Raw genomic sequence first — 19,420 nt, forward strand, 5'->3', positions numbered from 1 at the left:
ACACCTCAAAGATCACTTGCGTAGGTGTAAGGAGTCCGCAAAAAAACGGATAATATGTTTAGATCATAAACAAGTAAGTGAGTAAAAGAAAGGGGGACGGGTAAATGCGCGGCAATAAGTTGTCCCAATTTGGTCAACAGCTTTTTTTCGTCGGACCGGCCTTATTGTTCTTTACCCTGATTACGATTATTCCATTTCTAATGGGGATGTATTATTCCTTTACAGACTGGAACGGCGTATCTGGTAATGTAAGCTGGGTTGGCTTTGATAACTTTAAAGCGATTTTTACAAATGATCCGGATTTCTGGTCGTCCTTCTGGTTTACAGTAAGATTTACTGTGCTGGGGGTTATATTGACCAATGTAGTGGGCTTTTTCCTGGCCTATCTGCTAACCAAACCTTTAAAAACACGTAATATGCTCCGTACCATTTTCTTCATGCCGAATGTTATCGGGGGATTGTTGCTTGGTTTTATATGGCAGTTTATCTTCATCAAAGGGTTCTCAACACTCGGGGGTATGACTGGCTGGTCCTTCTTCAATCTTCCATGGCTCGGTGATGCAACAACCGGCTTCTGGGCGATTGTGATGGTCTTTGTCTGGCAGTCTTCCGGTTATCTGATGGTAATCTACATCGCTTCACTCAGCAATGTGTCCAAAGAGGTGCTGGAGGCAGCTGAGATTGACGGGGCTTCCCGGATGCAGGTACTGCGCAACATTGTAGTGCCGCTGATCATGCCTGCTGTGACCATCGGTTTGTTCCTGGCGATTTCCTGGTCTTTCAAAATGTTCGACCTTAACCTTTCCCTGACGAAAGGCGGACCATTCAAATCAACGGAATCCGTGGCAATGAATATTTATAATGAAGCCTTCCTGAACAACCGTTACGGTCTGGGTACTGCAAAAGCGCTGCTGTTCTTCGTAATTGTGGCGATTATTACTGTGATTCAGGTCCGTGTTACGAAGAGCAAGGAGGTCGAAGCTTAATGAATGCAAAGTCAAAAGGCAGATGGAATATCGGGATTGAAGTATTCATGATCCTGCTGGCACTGCTCTTCCTGTCTCCGTTTTATTTCTTGCTGGCGAACTCGGTGAAATCGTTCGGGGAAATCCTAAGCGACGCGGCAAGCTGGCCGGAAGTCTTCATGTGGTCCAACTATTCCAATGCGTGGAAATTGGCCCGCTTCTCTGAAGCATTCCGCAATTCGATCATAGTTACAGTAATCAGTGTTGTCTTTATCTCGCTGTTCAGCGCTATGGCTGCCTATCGCATGGTTCGCGCCAACACGCGGTTCAATCAGATTCTGCTGCTTCTGTTCGTAGCGGCAATGGTGGTTCCTTTCCAGACAATTATGATTCCGATCCTGAAAGTCGTTAATATTATTGGAGTTAATAACTCCTTCGCCGGACTCATTATTACTAATCTGGGAATCAGTGTTCCGATGGCGATCTTCCTGTTCCATGGTTTCATCAAATCGGTGCCTCTTGAGATTGAAGAAGCGGCAACCGTGGATGGCTGTAATCCGATCAGTGCTTTCTTCCGGATTGTGCTTCCGCTGCTGAAACCGATGCTAATGACGACGATCGTCTTGAATGCACTCGGTATCTGGAATGACTATCTGCTCCCGTCCCTGATTCTTCAGGCACCGGAACTTCGGACCATTCCGCTGGCAACCTTCTCGTTCTTCGGCCAGTACACGAAGCAATGGGATATGGCGCTTCCGGCGCTTGCGCTTGGTGTAGCTCCAATCGTAGTATTCTACCTGTTTATGCAGCGTTACATTGTTGAAGGAATAGCGGCTGGCTCGGTGAAAGGTTAACACCGGGCCCCCGTTCCAAATATAAAGGCTAGTAAATTTATTCAAGGGGGAAACTAGAATGATGAAGAAACGTTCTGCACTGATGATGTCCAGCGTCCTGCTGATGTCTGTTGTGCTCGCGGCATGCGGTGGCAACAATAATAATACGGCTTCAAATACTGCTCAAAATGGAAGCGCTGGCAATAAAGGCGGCGAAACTAAAACGGTTAAGATCTTCCAATTCAAGACTGAAATCGTTGAAGGCCTCAATGAGCTGAAGGTTGAGTTTGAAAAAGAAAATCCTAACATCAAGCTGGATATCCAAACTGTCGGCGGTGGCGCAGACTATGCAGCAGCGCTGAAGACCAAATTCGCTTCCGGCGATGCACCTGACATCTTCTCCAACGGCGGTTATGCCGAAATGGATCTGTGGGGCGATAAATTGGAAGATCTGTCCGACCAGCCTTGGGTGAAGGATCTGATTCCTTTGGCGGCTGAACCAATGACCAAAGACGGCAAAACCTACGGTATGCCAATGAACCTTGAAGGTATCGGTTATGTGTACAACAAAGATCTGTTCGAAAAAGCCGGCATTACTGAAACTCCAAAAACAATCACTGAGCTTGAAGAAGCAGCTAAGAAATTGCAGGCTATCGATGTTATTCCTTTCGGCAACGCGTATCAAGAGTGGTGGCTGCTGGGTAACCAGGGCATCAGCGTAGCTTTTGCACAACAAGACAATGTAGATGAATTCATCAGCGGACTTAACGCAGGTACCTCCACGATCGTGGGCAACCCAGTATTCAAAGATTGGAGCAACCTGCTTAAGCTGACTGTGAAATACGGACAAAAGAACCCATTGACTACTGATGCCAACACTCACCTGGCGATGTTCGCTAACGGCGAAACCGCTATGATGCAGGAAGGCAACTGGGCACAAACACTTGTAGACAACATTACACCTGACATGAACATCGGTATGTTCCCTATGCCGATCAATGATGATGCCGCAAAAAATGACAAGCTGACTGTTGGGATTCCTGCCAACCTGGTTGTGAACAAAGAATCCGGCTCGAAAGAAGAAGCTAAGACATTCCTGAACTGGCTGGTAACTTCCGATATGGGTAAAGAATATATCACTAAAAAATGGAAATTCATCCCTGCCTTATCCACAATCGAAGCTACTCCGGAAGACATCGGTCTGCTGGGTTCGGATGTATGGAAATATGTACAGGATGGCAAAGTGTATGGTCTGCAATCCTCTAAATTCCCTGATGGCGTAACACAGGAATTCGCAAGTGTCATTCAACAGCTGATTGCCGATAAAGTCGACGAAGCCGGCTGGGAAAAGGGCATGCAGGCTGCTTGGGACAAGCTGAAGAAATAACGTCTTACCGTAAACAGAGAGTCCTATAAGGGCCGTAATTGGATAAAATGGATTGCCGGACGTCCCCGTCCTACTCATCATTGATGTGAAGCGGGGGCGTCTTTTTGATAGGATGAAAGTGGAAATGGATGAGAGTGAGAGGAGAGGGAGATATGACACTGAATAGTTATAACACAGTGCAAGTCGGCGTCGATTATTACCCGGAACATTGGGATGAATCCTTGTGGGCAGCGGATATTCAGCTGATGAAGGAAACCGGGGTCAAGGTGGTCCGGGTTGCTGAATTCGCCTGGAGCCGTTTGGAGCCAAGGGAAGGAACCTTTGATTTTGCCTGGCTGGACCGGGCTATTGAGCTGTTCCATCAGTACGGATTGCGGGTTGTGATTGGAACACCAACTGCCACTCCGCCGCGCTGGCTGACCACCACCTATCCGGATGTACTTCCGGTCTTTGCCGATGGGCAGACGTTCCATCCTGGCGTACGCGGGCACCGCTGTTATAACAGCGCTTCCCTGCGGGAATATGGAAGCCGGATTATTGAAAACCTGGCCCGCCATTACAGCGGTCATCCTGCTGTGATCGGCTGGCAGACCGACAATGAATTCGGCATGATCGACTGCCACTGCGGGACCTGCAATGAAGCCTTCCGCAGCTGGGTTAGGCAAAAGTACGGCACGCTGGAGAACGTGAACGCAGCATGGGGAACGGTGGTCTGGAGCGGGGAGTACAGTGACTGGAACGAGCTGACGGTACCGCTGGGCGGCTCGCCGTTCCAGAATCCGTCGTTCCTGCTGGATTTTCAGCGTTTTCAATGGGATTCGGTTGTCCGGTTCCAGAAGACGCAGATTGATGCACTGCGGAGGATTTGCCCGGAGCATTTTATTACCCATAACTTTCACAGCTATCCGCAGCGGCTGGATATGTATTCGGTGGGCTCTGACCTCGATGTGGCGGCATTTGACTATTATCCGAACACCTCACCGGACAAGCAAGAGACAACGCCCTATAGCGGAGCGCTGTCTCTTGACGTCACCCGCGGGATCAAACGGCAGAACTTCTGGATCATGGAGCAGCTCAGCGGCTCACCGGGCTGCTGGATGCCGATGTGGCGGGCTCCGTATCCGGGTTTTATCCGCGCCTATGCCTGGCAGGCGATTGCCAGAGGTGCGGATACGATCGTGCATTTCCGCTGGAGAAGTGCTGTCGCCGGGGCCGAGCAATATTGGCATGGCCTGATTGACCACAGCAATGTGCCGGGCCGCCGGTTCGCCGAGTTCAGCCAGCTCTGCGGAGAAGTAAACGGCCTCAGCGGCAGGCTGCAGGGTACTGTGCTGAAGCATGAAGTGGCGATTCTGCATTCTCATGAGCAGAAGGCCGCACTGGACATCCAGCCACAGGCCGGGGGTCTGGACTATTACGGGAACATCAAGCAGGTTCACCGGGCACTTACGAAGCTCGGGATTGGCTGTGATGTAATCCGTGCCGGGGAACCGCTGGACGGTTATAAGGTCGTCATTGCGCCAAGTTTGTACGTGCTGGGCGAGAAGCTTACGGAGCAGCTTGAAGCTTATGCGGCGGCAGGCGGCGTACTCCTTCTGACGAACCGCAGCGGCGTTAAGGACAAGAGCAACATCTGCGTCATGCAGCCGCTGCCGGGATTGTTAAGCCATGCAGCAGGTGTCCGGGTTGACGAATATGATCCCGTCGGCCTGGAAGTCCATACCCTAGTGGACCCTGAAGGGAACTCCTTCGAATGCAGCCAGTGGTGCGATCTGCTGACGCCGGTCACTGCGGTGCCTGTCGCCTGGTACGGCGATGATTTCTACGCTGGAATTCCGGCTGTCACTGTCAACAGCTTCGGGAAAGGGCAGGTGTATTACTTCGGAACCCATGCCGAAGAACGATACTGGTCACTGCTGCTTGCCGATTTGGCCGGCAAGTATGGAGTAACCTGCTTTGCCGGTCTGCCGGATGGCGTGCAGGCCACGATCCGCAGCGGAGAGAATGGCAGCTTCCTATTCCTGCTGAATTTGAACCGGATACCGCAAAGCGTGCCGCTGCCGAGCAGTTATCCTAGCGTGCTCTATAACGGTGAGATCCGCTCGGGCGAGCTGCGGATGGAGGCTTACGGGGTGGAGATTCTGGAGCTGGGTGAATAGCGGGAAAGGTGAAAGCAACAGACTGATTGAACGTTAGGATAAGGGGAGTCGATCAAAAGACTATTTTGGGTCCAATTCTGCTGAATCTGCCGCATGAAATGCAGTAGATTCAGCATAAAGGCCAAATCGGGCCGGATCTGCTGCACTTTGTGCAGCAGAAGTAATTATGGGCGGAGTGAGAGATAGGATTCATGAAGATAGCAGCGGCTGAAAAAGTCAGACGTTCCTCGGAGTGACTAAAAATCTCCTCCCACGCCTCACCAGTTTACCCATAGCACTACGTGCCTGTTAGCTGTTAGTGGAGCTTCCTAAATTGCTCCGGTGTAGTCGCCGACTGCTTGCGGAAGGTGGCCACGAAGTGGCTGACATCGCGGAAGCCAACCAGCTTTGAGATGGCTTTTACCGTCAGGTCAGGCTGGGTGACGAGCAGTTCCTTGCTTTTGCGGATGCGCAGGCGGACGAAATAGGCGTAGGGAGACAGGCCAAAGGTCTGCAGAAACAGGCTGTTGAGATAACGGCCGGACACCTCAAGCTGGGACGCGAGATCATAAAGTCCGATGCCGGGATCGCCATAATGGACATCCATCCATTTCAGCAGCGGCTGCAGCTTGTCCACATTGCGGGAAATGGAAGTATTGTTATGCAGCCGGCCGTATTTGCTCAAGGTAAGCAGGAAGCGGTAAGCGTCGGTGGAGACGCCCAGGCTGAACATGTCGCCCGAAGCGTCATGGCGGTCAAGCATCTCCTTCAGCATATGAGGAAGCGGGGCTTCGCTTTCCCACCGGTAGAAGGAATTGGCGCCCATGCCCAGCGACTCTAGGATGTGCCGGGCTGAGCTGCCGCCGAAGGTGAGATAATAGGTGCACCATAGATGTGGAGTGAGCGATTCATAGCGGTGCGGAGTTCCGGGCAGCAGCAGAACGCCGCTGCCTTCGGAGAGCGTGATTTTTTTGTTCTCAAAATATATAATGCCTTCACCCTGGGCCGTCTGAAGCCAGTGATAGGTGTCGTAGCCTTCGGGGCGGGATACTTTTTCCTGATCGGGGTTAAAGCCCATGCTGTCCAGAGTTATGGGCAGCTGCTGCCCGCCCTCCTGGGCAAACACAATTCTGCGTACCGCTGTCGCTGGCACAATCATCATCTCCCGTAGTTCCATATTATTATATGTATGGACCTTATTTTTATATATAAAGCGACACGTTAACCGTTTAGAATAAATATATACTTATACTATAAAGGATGTGCGAAGTGTGATCAACGATAAATTGCCAAAGATTTGGTACGGTGGAGATTACAATCCCGAGCAGTGGGATGCCCCGGTATGGGCTGAGGATGAACGGATGTTCAAACTCGCGGGAATTGATGTCGCCACAATTAATGTATTCTCCTGGGCACTGATTCAGCCGTCGGAAGACACTTATGATTTCTCCGGCCTGGATGAATTAATGGACCGCTTATATAAGAATGGAACCTATGTATGTCTGGCAACAGGAACCGGGGCACATCCGGCCTGGATGGCTCACCGTTATCCCGAAGTGACCCGTGTCGATGTACAGGGCAGAAAACGCAAGTTCGGCGGCCGTCATAACTCCAATCCGAACAGTGCGGTATACCGCAAATATGCGGCTAAACTGGCAGGCAAGCTGGCAGAGCGCTATAAGGATCATCCGGGTCTTGTCGCATGGCATATTTCCAACGAATATAGCGGCTATGACTATTCCGAGCAGTCCGCCGCTGCGTTCCGTGTCTGGCTGAAGGAACGCTACGGTTCCCTGGATGGCGTGAACAAAGCCTGGAATACCCGTTTCTGGGGTCATACCTTCTATGACTGGGAAGAAATTGTCGTTCCGAACGAACTCAGCGAAGAATGGAACGGCAACCGCACCAACTTCCAGGGGATTTCCCTCGATTACCGCAGATTTATGTCGTATAGTCTGCTGGAATGCTACAAGATTGAATACGATGCCATCAAGGAGCATAGCACCAACATTCCTGTTACTACCAACCTGATGGGCTTCTATCCGGAACTCGATTATTTCGAATGGGCCAAACATCTGGACGTGATCTCATGGGACAACTATCCATCACTGGATACACCGGTCAGCCACACGGCCATGACGCATGACCTGATGCGCGGCCTCAAGAACGGCCAGCCCTTCATGCTGATGGAGCAAACGCCAAGCCAGCAGAACTGGCAGCCGTACAACTCCCTGAAGCGCCCGGGCGTAATGCGCCTTTGGAGCTATCAGGCTGTAGCGCGCGGTGCTGACACTGTCCTGTTCTTCCAGCTCCGCCGGTCCATCGGCGCTTGCGAGAAGTATCATGGCGCGGTTATCGAGCATGTGGGACATGAGCATACCCGGGTCTTCCGCGAATGCGCTGAGCTTGGCAAAGAGCTGGAGCAGCTTGGCGATCAACTGCTGGATGCACGCAGCCAGGCGCAGATCGGGATTATTTATGACTGGGAAAACCGCTGGGCGCTTGATCTATCGAGCGGACCATCCGTAGCGCTGGACTATGTTAACGAAGTGCACAAATATTATGACGCACTGTATCAGCAGAATATCGAAGCCGATATGATTGGCGTTGAAGAGAACCTTTCCAAATATAAGATTGTAATTGCACCGGTACTTTATATGATCAAGCCGGGATTTGCCGAGAAGGTTGAGGCCTTTGTTAAGGCTGGCGGCACGTTTATTACCACTTATTTCAGCGGCATCGTGAACGAAAATGATCTGGTTACGGTTGGCGGCTATCCTGGAGAGCTGCGCAAGGTGCTCGGCATCTGGGCAGAGGAAATTGATGCCCTTCTGCCGGGCATGAGCAATGAAATCGTCATGAACAAGGAATGGGGAACGTTAAACGGTTCCTACAAATGCGATCTGCTATGCGATCTGATTCACTCGGAAGGTGCCGAGGTACTGGCGCAGTATGGCTCGGACTTCTACAAAGGCATGCCCGTATTGACGGTGAACAGCTTTGGTGAAGGCAAGGCCTATTATGTGGCCAGCAGTCCAGAAGTTGGATTCCTGCAAGGACTCCTTGCCAATCTCTGCAAGGAGAACGGCATTAAGCCGCTAGTAAACGCACCTGAGGGTATTGAATCCGTTCAGCGTGTGAAAGATGGCGTGTCCTATCTGTTCCTGCTGAACCACAAAGAAGGCGATCTCAGTGCAGACATCGGCGCAGCTGAACGCACCGACCTGCTGACCGGTAAGACCTTCAGCGGCTCAGTTGTTGTTCCAGGCCGCGGCGTACTGATTTTGTCTGACAAGAACTAAACGAGAGTGCAATAAGGGCTGTCTCCAAAGTGGACACTTCTACGCATGCGGCAGTCCTGGTCATTTTCACACTATAAAAACAGCAGAGCAGCAGTTCACCCATCAGGGAGAATCGCTGCTCTGCTGTTTTTGCCTATACCGGCTTGCTTTAGCTTATTGAACTACCAAATTCACTCGGCATATGAGCCGAAATCCGTTATTTTCAAGTCATATTTGAAATTCACCTTCGACCGGCTGAACGTCTCGTCCCAATGCTCCTTAACCTTTTTCCATTCCCCGGGATGCTGGATGCTGAGCGTGTCGCCGAAACTGGCAACATCGACTTTATAATCATTTTGCAGCTTCTGCATTAACGTTTGCATCATTTGCGCCAGCTTCTCCTGAAATACGCGGCCAACTTTTTCCGAATATTGAGCTGAAGTAGAATAACTTTTATTGTTCCAGGTTTCTGTCAGCCGGCCCTCAGTGCTAATTGAGACTTCAAATGAAATGTCATCCCCGTCTACAATGGCCTTGATCTTGCTCTTCAGTGTCTTCATTTCGTAGGTCATCGGCTGATTATCCCGATCATAGGCTTTAATCGCACCGCTTTTGCCTTTATTGGTCAGCCAGGATAGGCACTCCGTATCTTCCTGTGACAAGGCTCCAATCAAGTGGCCTGTATCTCCTTTAATAATTCCAGCACCTGAAAACACGGTATCTCCATCTGCTGTAATGAGGTTTTGCAGAGCATAACTTTTTTTGGCATGCATGAGTGAATCCAGTTGTGACAAAATGACTGGATGCAGCACCTTGCTTGTCCTGAATTGATTGTTGATCATTTCTTTGATGTGAAAGGAAGGAATTTCATCGGTTCGCTTGGAGATGAGCGTGTCATCTGCGCGGCCTTCACTGATGAAAACCATCGTACTCGGACGAATGTCATTGTCGCGGAGTACAAGATCCATAAGCTGCTCCATCTTCTGCCGTTTGAGCAGCTCAGCCGATACTATAATGACCTTGAGATGATGCCCGATAATCGGCCGTTCGTTGCGAATCGAGAATTGGCGGAAAATCTCAAGCACGGAGTCGCCGGTTCCCGATACATTGACATAGGGGGCGGTCTGCTGGCTCCCCTGTTTTTCCATTGTACCTGTCGATTTAACCGGAACAATCTGTAATGTTACCGTAATCAAGTTCTTCTTGGAATAGGTACCGCCTTTCTCCTCCAGCACTTGTTCCGTGGGAGTGAGCTTGCCTATGTCTAAAGCAAGGCCGGAATACAGGGCCAGGTCTTCAATCTCTCTGCTGCTCCAGCACCCTGTCAGCGTAAGCAGAAGCAGGAGCATGCAGAGGAAGAGGGGGGATGTCCGCTTACACATGCTGTTTCAATCCTTTCGTGCGAATAAGCCAAATTACTGAGAGCAGTACCGGCAGCAAAAGGAACAGTATGATTCCCATTTTACCGATAGCATCGCCAAGGTTAAACAGATCACTAATGGACTTAGGCACCATAGCGGAAATGAAAATGACCGGAACGAGCAAAAAAATCACCGGATGGATGGAAAGCCGGAAGATTTGGGAGATGCCCAGAGAGGCCTGGAAAAAGAAGCTGCTGAAGTTGCAGAACATTTGCATCAGCCAGATCACCATGAGCGGAAACTCCATGCGCTCGAAGAAAAATCCCGGGATTTCAAAACTTCGAATGAGATCAATAGTGGGCCAAGCGCTTGTAATGGCAGAATCTATCGAGAGGCCTCCGATGACCATAACTACCGTCAGAAGATACAGGCAGAGCGGGATGCCGATTCCCACCAGCATAGCTTTCAGTGCCTGCCGGGGATTCTGCATGAACGCAACGAGTGTCATGACGACTTCACAGCCGGTATAGACAAGAACTGTTGACCTCAGGCCGCTGAGCACGGGAAGAATGCCACTGCCGAGAACCGGACGCAAATGATTGATATCAAAAAGCTGCAGGCTGAAACCGTAAGAAATGAGCAGAATCATGATGCTGATCGGAAACACCACTTGGAAGACTCTGGAAATTGAATTGATACCGCCATACACGAGATAGGTGCCGACCCATATAAAGGGAAGGATCACTGCCCATATCGGTGTGCCTTCCAGGAGAAAAAACAGCGTGACCTCGGCGAGCGAGCGGATCTCAAATCCTGCGATGATTAAGAAATACATAATCAGAAGAATACACAGAATACCTCCAGGAACCCGGCCAATGATTTTCCCGGCATATTGAAAAACCGTTTTACCGGGAAATTGCTGGCTGATCTTCACCATTAGAACAATTACCGCCATAACAATCACACCCCCCAGCAGCACGGACAGCCAGGAATCCGGGGTCTTCACACTTTGACTCACACTCCGCGGCAGCGTAAGTATACCCGCGCCAAGCACGGTATTGTTCAGGAACACAGCAGCCTGTGAAGCGGTGATTTTATCGTCTGAACGAGTAAACATAGTGCAGCCCCCTCTTGCATGTGATTATGACCTCCGTTTCGGTTTCTGTGTTTTCATCATGGCAGGTCTGCGTTTCATCAGTGTAAGCGGCGCACGGAAGAACAAATCCTTCCAATCCCTTGGGCGAAACGGCGATACCGGCGTCAGGTAGGGTACTCCAAAGCTCTTAAGCCTGGTAAGATGGCTGCAGATCAGCAGGAAAAACAGGATCGTGCCAAACATGCCGAGAACCGCAGCAAACATCATCCCGGCGAAACGGAGAAGCCGCAGGGTAATCCCGGCGCTGTACATCGGAATGGAGAAGGATGAAATGGCGGTGACGGCAACAACGATAACCAAAAAGGGACTAACGATACCTGCCTGCACCGCCGCATCCCCGATAATCAAACCGCCGACGATGCCCATAGCCGGTCCAATGGGCTTGGGCAGCCTGATTCCGGCCTCCCGTAAAATCTCAATCGATACCTCCAAAATCAGCACCTCGATCAGTGACGGAAAAGGTACACCTTGCCGGGTCTTGATAATCGAGATCGCCAGCTCTGTTGGTATAAGCCCCGGATGAAATGAAATGAAGGAAATGTAAAGGGATGGAGCCATAAGTGCCAGAAAGGCGGCGGAGAAACGCAGTATCCGCAGAAGTGATCCCGGCAACCACCGGTCATAATAGTCCTCCGGAGATTGCAGCAGCATACTGAAAGTGACCGGTACAATCAGCGCGAAGGGCGTCCCGTCCAGAAGAATGGCGATGCGGCCTTCCAACAGGGCGGTTATAACTCTGTCAGGTCGCTCTGTACTCTGGGCCTGTTGGAAAGGACTTAGGTAGTTGTCTTCAATCAACTGCTCGATATACCCCGATTCCGCGAGAAAGTCGATGTCTATTTTGGAAATACGGGTCTGTACTTCCTCCAGCAGCTCCGGATTGACAATATCCTTGATGTAGGCAACGACCAAATCTCTTTGAACGCTGCTGCCGGCCCGGTACATCTTCATTTCAAGCTGGTCGCTGAAGCCCTGACGGCGCAGCATGGAGGTGTTCTCGCTCAGCACCTCCGAGAAGCCGAGCCGTGGACCACGAAGCAGCGCTTCTGAGACAGGTTCTGTTATCGAACGGTTAGCACCTCCCGGAAGTTGGATCAGCAATCCCTTCGGCATTCCTTCAATCAGCAGTGCGGCATGCCCGAACAGGACGGATTTGTTGAAATCATTCAGATCGCTGGCTTCGTTCAAACTGCTGAAGGGCAGCAGATGTTCGGCAATGCCGGAGGCGGACAGAGAATCCGCGGTGGCCTCAAACATTAGAAATTGCATAATCTTCATATTAAGCAGCCTGTCGTTTTGCATGCCGTCCACATACATAAGGACTCCTTGGGCCTGTAGCTTCGTTAATGTGAACTCCCTGAAGTGGAGATCACTGTTTCCGCCGATAGCCTCCTTAATAGAGTGAAGGTCAGCAGCGAAATTTCCGCTGAAAGCCGCTGCGGGAGGGGCTGTCTGCGGCAGGGCGGTATCTGATTGTGCTCTGCGGTTAGACACATTCCCGTTGCCTGAAGACTGCGGTCCTCTTCCGCTGCCTACATAGGAATGCAAGGTTTTGTATAGACTGCTGGCAACTAGGGGGACCAGCAGAGCAACTCCAGCCTGACAAAAAACTCCCCAGCCCGGGATATAGGATAAGATCGATGCGAGCAATGAAATCAACCCCAGCTTTAAGAGTAAACAACTATGTAAATGAAGTTTTCCAAAGTTTGCTGCAGTTTAGTCATTTCTGTAAAAATATTATTCAACAAGGAATATTCAACTAGCTGTTCGCCAGTACATTTCCGGCAAGGAATTAGCGGAGGAGAATGTTGTATAATGCATAATAAAGAGGGGCATCAAGATTACCCGTTCAGGAAAGAGGCAGCAGATGAAAACCCTACTGGTAACAGGGTACCGTGCGCATGAGCTCGGTATTTTTGACAGCAAACATCAAGGCATTCCCTATATCAAAAAAGCACTTGCAGGCAGGTTAATTCCCCTCATTGAAGAGGGGCTGGAATGGATCATTACGCCCGGACAATACGGGGTGGATCTTTGGGCATGTGAGGTGGTGCTTGAGCTGAAGGCGCAGTATCCCGGACTGAAGCTGGGCATTATTACAGCCCATGCCGCACCAGAGGAGAAATGGAAGGAGGAGAAGCAGAATGAATACCGGCGGATCATTGCCGGAGCGGATTACTACGGGGCTGTAAGCAATGCTCCTTATGAGGGAAGCTGGCAATTCCGGGCCAGGGATGATCTGCTGTTCCGCAAAAGCGACGGCATTCTGCTCTTCTATGATGAGGATGCTGCTGAGGGAAGCCCGAAGTATTTTAAGGAGCGGGCATTGAAGCTGCATGCGGAGGGGGAGTATGGCCTGTTTCTGATGCATGCCGAGGAAATCCAGAATATCGCAGATGAAGAAAATCAACGTGAATATGAATGAGGAGGCAATGCCAATGAATTCTGTATATGAGGAGGATATTTGTTATGTCATTCTGTTAAGTCCGACTGAACAGGACCGCAGGGATATGGAAATTATACGGGGTCATGTGCGTCATCTGCAGGAGCTGGAACGCAGCGGGCAGCTCGTGATGTGCGGTCCGTTCAGCGATGCTCCTGGCGGGATGGTCATTATCCGCGCGGAATCGCGCGAAGAAGCAGTGGCCATTGCCGAACGTGACCCTTACATCCTCTCGGGCGTCCGCAGCTACGAGCTGCGCACCTGGGACCTGTCTCATGAAGGCAACAAGCATATGGGCATAGCTGCGGATTAACGGAAGTGCCGGTTAGATAAAGCTGCGCAGCGAAGGCGCTTTACGGATCTTGTAATTCTGCTCGTACGCATATGCCAGCTTGATCAGCATAGGCTCCTGGTAGGCCTGCGCCGAGAAGGTAACGCCGAAGGGGGCGCCGGCCGATGTATAGCCGGAAGGTACGACAATGGACGGATATCCAGCTCTTGAGGTAATCCGCGCACCGAAGTCGGCCGGGAACAGCAGAGCATCCAGCCGGTGCCCGCTCATGGTGGCGTCGATGCCCTGTTCCTTACAGAGTTTAAGGTCAGTGGCGCGGTCGCGCAGGTATTGCGGTTCCGTCAAGGTGCCGGAAGAGGTGAATTCAGCATCAATCAGCGTGGCTTGCCCGAACTTTAGCGTCTCGACCGGATGGGCATGATTGAAGTCGATAATGTCCTTCAGTGTGCGCATCGGAGCGCCTGGACCCAGGCGGGCAAGATAGGCATTGATGGAGGTTTTGAATTCATTCAGCACAACGGAGGAATATTTGATCTCGCGTGCGGTTTTAATCTCAGCCGGGTCGATAATTGTCGCTCCAAGCTCACGCATTCTCTCCACGGAAGCGTTGAACAATGCCAGCTGCTCTTCCGTTAATTCTTCGAAATAATAATCGCGCGGAATCCCAATGCGCGCACCCTGCAGCCCGTTTGGGTCAAGGAAGGCGGTATAATCTTCATGCAGTCTGCCCGCGCTTGTTCCCATGGCGGCATCGCCGCTGTCCTTGCCGAGCATTGCATTCAGCAGCAGTACGGCGTCGCGGACGGTTCTTGCCATAGGTCCAGCAGTATCCTGTGTATTGGACAGCGGGAGGATGCCGGAGCGGCTGATCATGCCTACGGTCGGCTTAATCCCGATGACTGATCCGAGATTACCGGGGTTGAGGATGGAGCCGGAGGTCTCCGTTCCTACGGACACTGTGCAGAAGCTGCAGGCTACCGCAACCGCAGAACCGGCGCTGGAGCCGCCTGTCGGTGTGGAGATGTTATAAGGGTTCAGTACCTGTCCGCCCCGGGAGCTGTAGCCCGAAGGCATACCGTTCGTCATGAAATTGGCGAATTCGGTCATGTTGGCTTTTCCCAGAATAACAGCCCCGGCTTCGCGCAGTTTAGTAACGATATAGGCATCCTCCCCGGCAAAAGAATCCGCCAAAGCCAGCGATCCCGCGCTGGTATGCATTTTATCCCCTGTATTGATATTGTCCTTCAGTAAGACCGGTATGCCGTGCATCGGCCCCCGGGGACCCTGCTGCGAACGTTCTACATCCAGAGATTCTGCGATGAACAGTGCATCCGGATTGATCTCCAGCACGGAGTTGATCGTCAGGCCATTTTTGTCATGGTCGGCAATGCGTTCAAGATACATGAGCACCAGCTGTTTCGAAGTGATCTCTCCGGCAGCTAGCGCAGTTTGAATCTCCGTTATTGTAGCCTCTACGATTTCAAAACTCATACAGGTTCACGCTTCTTTCTCTCTTTGGTTTGTCATTCTCCTTCATCTAACCATAGTTTGCCGTGTCTTGACAGCGTTCTTTTTACGACTTCAGGGGCATGCGGATTTCGGGTTGTTTTTGATAGTGTGATTAGAGGGTTCCATATGTTGGGTAATAGTTCAAATACATCTATGGCAAATACTTCCGAAGTAAGTTTTGTACAAAGTAGAACAGGAAGCAGAAGTTAACAAAACTAGGTCTATGCTTTCGAAGCGATTTTTGTCAAAGCCAATTCAGTGAAGTAACGCTAACAAAAATTTAGGAGGACAACATCTTGAGAAAATGGACAACATTCGTACTAGGAGTAACGCTGGCAGTCAGCCTGTCGGCCTGTGGCAACAATGAGGCTGCTGAAAAATCAACGAATGCTGCCGAAGCATCCGCCACTACTGCTCCGGCACCGGAAACAACAGAGAAGGCGGCTGCGGAGCAAACTGCAAATGAGGGGACTCCCACTGTAGAAGAGCTTATTCAGAAGACGGCAGATGCAAGCCAGGAACTGAAGAGCTTTGCGATGGAATCGCAGATTTCACAGAAGATGAGCATGACCCAAGGGGAGACGACCCAGGATCAAAACGTTGAAATGACCATGAAATCAGAATATATGAAGGACCCGCTGCAAATGCATCAGCTGATCCAGATAAATCTGGCGGGGCAGGAAGAGCAAAAGATGGAGCAGTACATTACTGATGCCGGTTCTTTTAGCCTGGTCAATGGACAGTGGATAAAAATGCCTGCTGAAATGACTCAGCAAGTAATGTCTGCTATGCAGCAATCGGCCAGTCCGGAGAAGCAACTGGAACAATTTAAGTCCATCACAGAATTTACGAAGGTCACCGAGAAGGGCGAGGATTACGTTCTAACCGCTGAGGTATCAGGGGACAATGTGAAGGAACTGGCGAAAAGCTATATGAACCAGAGCGGCAGCGCGGACCCGCAAATGACGGCTTTGATGGATCAGATGGACATTAAGAGTATGACAATCGTCTATGGAGTTAATCAAAAAACATACCTGCCCACCCACACGGATGTGGATATGGTCATGGATATGACCACCGACAGCCAGAAAATCAGCATAGATATGAAGATGAAAAATGAGATCGGGCAGCATAATGAAATCAAGGCGATTGAGGTCCCGAAGGAAGCTTTGCAGGCAAAGGAAATACAGACGCCTTCAGCAACAGCAGCAGCAAAGTAACAACCGCGGCTGCAACAGAGTAAATAATAACAATCGCAAGACAAAACAAAGCCCGGCAAAGGTCATAAGAACCTTTCCGGGCTTTGCTTTATTTTGATTAAATAGGGGCGAATATATATCTATTCCGCCGGGACAGGGACAAAACCTTCTTCCGCCAGATACTCTTCAGCTTCCTGGATTGTCTCGAAAGCCATCTCAAGCTGAAGCCCGGCGTAGAGGTACCAGAGATCTTCTTCCAGCTTCAGGCTTAAGGTATGTCCGTCTCCATTAACCCAAAGGGTATCGGCAACTGTGGCAGTTTTCTTTTTTCTTTTGCCTGGTGCAGGGACTTCCGGGATATACATGGACAAAGAGGTGATCGACGCATCCAGCAGCTCGCGCAGCTCAGACTCCGTATAGTCGCGGATATTCACAAGACCTTTGTCATCACTTTCGTAGCCCCGCAGGAGCCCGGCGAACACGTAGCCGTTGCCGTTAGGATGCAGGTGGGAAGCGACAGTCTTCTTCTCATGGCGGCTCTGCTCGAAGTGATAATTCACCCGCCCAAGCGATACATTGCGCCGTTCAAGCTGGGGGTAGGATTCAAGAATAGCTAATTTCTGTTCAAAAGTAAGCATATACAGCCTCCGGTTCACGGTTTATTGTAAGTGATTATAACATGTGGAGGAGCGCCGGACTACTTCTTGCACAGGCTCGTGTCAGGGTGTCAGGGCGCCAGCGGCAGGGTCAGTACGAAGCGGCAGCCTTGTTCCCGGCCGCTGCCCAGCACCAGTGTTCCGCCCATCGCTTCGGCGAGCAAACGGCTGAAGGTCAGACCGAGGCCCAGTCCGCGCAGCGTGCTTTGCTTGTCGCTGCTGCGGAAGAAGGCTTCGAAGACCTTGTCTCTGTTATCCGGTGTAATCCCTATTCCATTGTCCGCCACAGTAATCTCAGCGTGTCCGGCTGGAGCCAATAGGAGGCTGATGGTGAGCTGGAGGCTGCTTCCCGGTTTCTTGGCCTGCACGCTGTTATTCAATAAATTGACGATAATCTGCTGGATGCGCAGCGGATCACCCCGCAGGAACAGGGATTTCTCCGGCATGTGCAGCAGAGGTTCGTTGACATCTGCGCTCTGTGTCAGCTTCCATTGATAGATAATTTCCTCGAGCAGCGGAACTGCATCCAGCCTGTCGTGGCGGACGGCGACAATACCGGCAGCCAGGGCGTTATAGTCGAGCAGGTCAGCGACCATACGCTGCAATCGGCTTGCCTCCAGCAAAGCGATATCAAGGAATTCCCCGGCTTCCTCCCCTTCGACCACACCTTCACGGACGGCATGGACCAGCCCTTTGATCGAAGTGACCGGTGTCTTCAGCTCATGGGAGACTCCGGCCAGCATGACTGCTCGCGACTGCTCGAATTGCTGCAGCTTTCCCGCCATCTCCTGAAAGGACATCAGCAGCTCGTGAATCTCCCGTTCCTTAGCCCCTGTCTCCAGAACAATGTTATACTGGCCGCCGCTGATTTGCGCGGCGGCGGCAGCCACTTTCTGGATAGGTTTGGCCAGCTTGCTGGACAGGAGATAGATGGTCAGCCAGCTTAAGATGATCAGAAAGACGACGAGAATCAAGAAGAAGGTAATCTCTTCCTTCGGGATATGGCGCAGGGAACGTTTGGACTGCAGGACAATGACCTGCCCCAGCGCTTCACCGTCTCCTTGGATTTGGGCGACAGCAGCCTTGAACTCCGGGCTGCGGGAATCGTTTAACGTATCATTAAGCTTATGCCGCATCGCTTCCTCACTGAGCGGCGGCTCGGAGAACAGCAGCTGTCCCTCCTTATCTGTGATGATCACACACATTTCGACCGTTAATTTGAAGAAGCGCTTGCGGTCCTCAACGAGCTTGCTCAGAGTCGGACTGATGTTCATGTTTCCGTTCGTGCCGACACTGCGGTCGGCGATCTCCTGGGCCAGCAGACCGGTGGTCTGCATGCGGTTGTTCATCGCTTCCTGCTGAATCCACCAGAAAGTGACGAGCGCGGTGAGCAGCAATCCGATGCTGATAATCAGCAGGTAGCGGACAGTCCAATAGAAGAGGATGGAGGTGCGTTTCTTCAGGTTATCCATAATTGATACCCCGTTCCTCTGAGCGTGCGAATCTCCCCTTCATCCGCCGGCCAGTGCGAGAGTGCCTGGCGCAGTCTTTTGATCGACAGATCTACGGCACGGTCGCTGCCCTCATAGTCCATTTCCCAGACCTGCTCAATCAGCTGTTCTCTAGTGCAAATTTGATTCGGGCGTTCAGCCAAAAATAACATCACCGACATATCGCGCGGGCTGAGGCTGACCTCGGCACCGTTCAGGAAGAGGCTGCGTGCCGAAAAGTCGATGAACAGACTGCCGAAATGGCGTTTACGGCTGCCGTCAGACCACTGGGAAGGGCGGCGCAGCACTGCGTTTACGCGGGCCACTACTTCTTCCGGGATAAAGGGCTTGGACATATAATCGTCGGCGCCGCCGTCCAGTCCGGCCAGCCGGTCATTGATACCGTCCCGGGCTGTCAGCATGATGACAGGGCAGCTGCTCTTCTCGCGGATCAGGCCAAGCAGCTCGAAGCCGTCCATGTTCGGCAGCATAATGTCGAGCAGGATCAGAGCGGGAGGAGAAACTTCAAAGGCTTCCAGCGCGGCGCGTCCGTCGGCGGCGCGGGTTACGTGGAAGCCGGCTTTTTTGAGATAGGCACTAAGCACCCGGGCAATGGCTTCCTCATCTTCAACAATTAGAATCGACTTCATATCTAGTGCCTCCTTGAACATGTCCGGCAGGTTGACTGCCATACGGACAGCGGCTGCAGT

At 51.4% G+C, this 19,420-nt stretch carries 16 protein-coding genes; 8 read left to right on the forward strand and 8 right to left on the reverse strand.

Annotated features, from left to right (window positions below):
- Positions 1-104 precede the first annotated feature (104 nt).
- The 4 genes from AC3WT9_RS25440 (at position 105) to AC3WT9_RS25455 (ending at position 5,344) form a co-directional block, all read left to right on the forward strand.
- The gene (locus AC3WT9_RS25440) at positions 105-986 is read left to right on the forward strand and encodes a carbohydrate ABC transporter permease (RefSeq protein ID WP_038586228.1); all 882 of its coding nucleotides are present in this window, start codon (positions 105-107) and stop codon (positions 984-986) included.
- Positions 986-1,819, forward strand: coding sequence for a carbohydrate ABC transporter permease (locus AC3WT9_RS25445; protein WP_038586231.1), 834 nt, complete (start codon positions 986-988; stop codon positions 1,817-1,819). The genes AC3WT9_RS25440 and AC3WT9_RS25445 overlap by 1 nt, the downstream gene beginning before the upstream one ends.
- Positions 1,820-1,877: 58 nt before the next feature.
- Complete coding sequence (locus tag AC3WT9_RS25450) at positions 1,878-3,185, forward strand: ABC transporter substrate-binding protein (RefSeq protein WP_341089933.1); 1,308 nt, start codon at positions 1,878-1,880, stop codon at positions 3,183-3,185.
- A gap of 152 nt (positions 3,186-3,337) precedes the next feature.
- The gene (locus AC3WT9_RS25455; protein WP_492408080.1) at positions 3,338-5,344 is read left to right on the forward strand and encodes a beta-galactosidase; all 2,007 of its coding nucleotides are present in this window, start codon (positions 3,338-3,340) and stop codon (positions 5,342-5,344) included.
- 295 nt (positions 5,345-5,639) lie between these two features.
- On the opposite strand, the gene AC3WT9_RS25460 is transcribed toward AC3WT9_RS25455, so the two are convergent.
- Positions 5,640-6,476, reverse strand: a complete 837-nt coding sequence (locus AC3WT9_RS25460; protein WP_445744946.1) for an AraC family transcriptional regulator — start codon at positions 6,474-6,476, stop codon at positions 5,640-5,642.
- A gap of 118 nt (positions 6,477-6,594) precedes the next feature.
- On the opposite strand from AC3WT9_RS25460, the gene AC3WT9_RS25465 reads away from it, so the two are divergent.
- On the forward strand, positions 6,595-8,625 hold the full coding sequence (locus AC3WT9_RS25465; protein ID WP_341089935.1) for a beta-galactosidase: 2,031 nt from the start codon (positions 6,595-6,597) through the stop codon (positions 8,623-8,625).
- A gap of 170 nt (positions 8,626-8,795) precedes the next feature.
- Here the strand turns inward: AC3WT9_RS25465 and AC3WT9_RS25470 are convergent, their stop codons facing one another.
- The 3 genes from AC3WT9_RS25470 to AC3WT9_RS25480 are packed head-to-tail and all read right to left on the reverse strand — an operon-like array spanning position 8,796 to position 12,771.
- A complete protein-coding gene (locus AC3WT9_RS25470) occupies positions 8,796-9,986 on the reverse strand; it encodes a Ger(x)C family spore germination protein (protein ID WP_341089936.1) in 1,191 nt (396 codons plus the stop codon).
- Positions 9,979-11,082 carry a GerAB/ArcD/ProY family transporter gene (locus AC3WT9_RS25475; protein ID WP_341089937.1) on the reverse strand — a complete coding sequence of 368 codons (1,104 nt, stop codon included), beginning with the start codon at positions 11,080-11,082 and terminating at the stop codon, positions 9,979-9,981. Before AC3WT9_RS25475 ends, AC3WT9_RS25470 begins: the two co-directional genes overlap by 8 nt.
- A 24-nt stretch (positions 11,083-11,106) precedes the next feature.
- Positions 11,107-12,771, reverse strand: a complete 1,665-nt coding sequence (locus AC3WT9_RS25480; protein WP_341089938.1) for a spore germination protein — start codon at positions 12,769-12,771, stop codon at positions 11,107-11,109.
- 217 nt (positions 12,772-12,988) lie between these two features.
- Between AC3WT9_RS25480 and AC3WT9_RS25485 the strand changes: the two genes are divergently transcribed.
- Complete coding sequence (locus tag AC3WT9_RS25485) at positions 12,989-13,546, forward strand: SLOG family protein (protein ID WP_341089940.1); 558 nt, start codon at positions 12,989-12,991, stop codon at positions 13,544-13,546.
- A 13-nt stretch (positions 13,547-13,559) separates the two neighbouring features.
- Positions 13,560-13,877 carry a YciI family protein gene (locus AC3WT9_RS25490; protein WP_081965684.1) on the forward strand — a complete coding sequence of 106 codons (318 nt, stop codon included), beginning with the start codon at positions 13,560-13,562 and terminating at the stop codon, positions 13,875-13,877.
- Between the two features lie 12 nt (positions 13,878-13,889).
- Here AC3WT9_RS25490 and AC3WT9_RS25495 read toward each other — a convergent pair whose 3' ends face one another.
- Complete coding sequence (locus tag AC3WT9_RS25495; protein ID WP_341377368.1) at positions 13,890-15,347, reverse strand: amidase family protein; 1,458 nt, start codon at positions 15,345-15,347, stop codon at positions 13,890-13,892.
- 314 nt (positions 15,348-15,661) lie between these two features.
- Between AC3WT9_RS25495 and AC3WT9_RS25500 the strand changes: the two genes are divergently transcribed.
- Positions 15,662-16,585: a DUF6612 family protein gene (locus tag AC3WT9_RS25500; protein ID WP_341377369.1), complete on the forward strand. Its 924-nt coding sequence runs from the start codon at positions 15,662-15,664 to the stop codon at positions 16,583-16,585.
- A 119-nt stretch (positions 16,586-16,704) separates the two neighbouring features.
- On the opposite strand, the gene AC3WT9_RS25505 is transcribed toward AC3WT9_RS25500, so the two are convergent.
- The 3 genes from AC3WT9_RS25505 to AC3WT9_RS25515 form a co-directional block, all read right to left on the reverse strand.
- Complete coding sequence (locus tag AC3WT9_RS25505; protein WP_341089944.1) at positions 16,705-17,202, reverse strand: hypothetical protein; 498 nt, start codon at positions 17,200-17,202, stop codon at positions 16,705-16,707.
- An 89-nt stretch (positions 17,203-17,291) separates the two neighbouring features.
- Positions 17,292-18,692 (reverse strand): ATP-binding protein, encoded by a 1,401-nt coding sequence (locus AC3WT9_RS25510; RefSeq protein ID WP_341089946.1) that lies wholly within the window; start codon positions 18,690-18,692, stop codon positions 17,292-17,294.
- Positions 18,680-19,360, reverse strand: a complete 681-nt coding sequence (locus tag AC3WT9_RS25515; protein WP_341089948.1) for a response regulator transcription factor — start codon at positions 19,358-19,360, stop codon at positions 18,680-18,682. Before AC3WT9_RS25515 ends, AC3WT9_RS25510 begins: the two co-directional genes overlap by 13 nt.
- Positions 19,361-19,420: the final 60 nt, after the last annotated feature.

The organism is Paenibacillus sp. EB106-06-01-XG199 (assembly GCF_058791575.1).

What these genes read in the sequence shown, in the direction of transcription:
- AC3WT9_RS25440 (WP_038586228.1), top strand. Translation starts at nt 105, where the DNA reads ATGCGCGGCAATAAGTTGTCCCAATTTGGTCAACAGCTTTTTTTCGTC.
- AC3WT9_RS25445 (WP_038586231.1), top strand. Translation starts at nt 986, where the DNA reads ATGAATGCAAAGTCAAAAGGCAGATGGAATATCGGGATTGAAGTATTC.
- AC3WT9_RS25450 (WP_341089933.1), top strand. Translation starts at nt 1,878, where the DNA reads ATGATGAAGAAACGTTCTGCACTGATGATGTCCAGCGTCCTGCTGATG.
- AC3WT9_RS25455 (WP_492408080.1), top strand. Translation starts at nt 3,338, where the DNA reads ATGACACTGAATAGTTATAACACAGTGCAAGTCGGCGTCGATTATTAC.
- AC3WT9_RS25470 (WP_341089936.1), bottom strand. Translation starts at nt 9,986, where the DNA reads ATGTGTAAGCGGACATCCCCCCTCTTCCTCTGCATGCTCCTGCTTCTG.
- AC3WT9_RS25475 (WP_341089937.1), bottom strand. Translation starts at nt 11,082, where the DNA reads ATGTTTACTCGTTCAGACGATAAAATCACCGCTTCACAGGCTGCTGTG.
- AC3WT9_RS25485 (WP_341089940.1), top strand. Translation starts at nt 12,989, where the DNA reads ATGAAAACCCTACTGGTAACAGGGTACCGTGCGCATGAGCTCGGTATT.
- AC3WT9_RS25490 (WP_081965684.1), top strand. Translation starts at nt 13,560, where the DNA reads ATGAATTCTGTATATGAGGAGGATATTTGTTATGTCATTCTGTTAAGT.
- AC3WT9_RS25495 (WP_341377368.1), bottom strand. Translation starts at nt 15,347, where the DNA reads ATGAGTTTTGAAATCGTAGAGGCTACAATAACGGAGATTCAAACTGCG.
- AC3WT9_RS25505 (WP_341089944.1), bottom strand. Translation starts at nt 17,202, where the DNA reads ATGCTTACTTTTGAACAGAAATTAGCTATTCTTGAATCCTACCCCCAG.
- AC3WT9_RS25510 (WP_341089946.1), bottom strand. Translation starts at nt 18,692, where the DNA reads ATGGATAACCTGAAGAAACGCACCTCCATCCTCTTCTATTGGACTGTC.
- AC3WT9_RS25515 (WP_341089948.1), bottom strand. Translation starts at nt 19,360, where the DNA reads ATGAAGTCGATTCTAATTGTTGAAGATGAGGAAGCCATTGCCCGGGTG.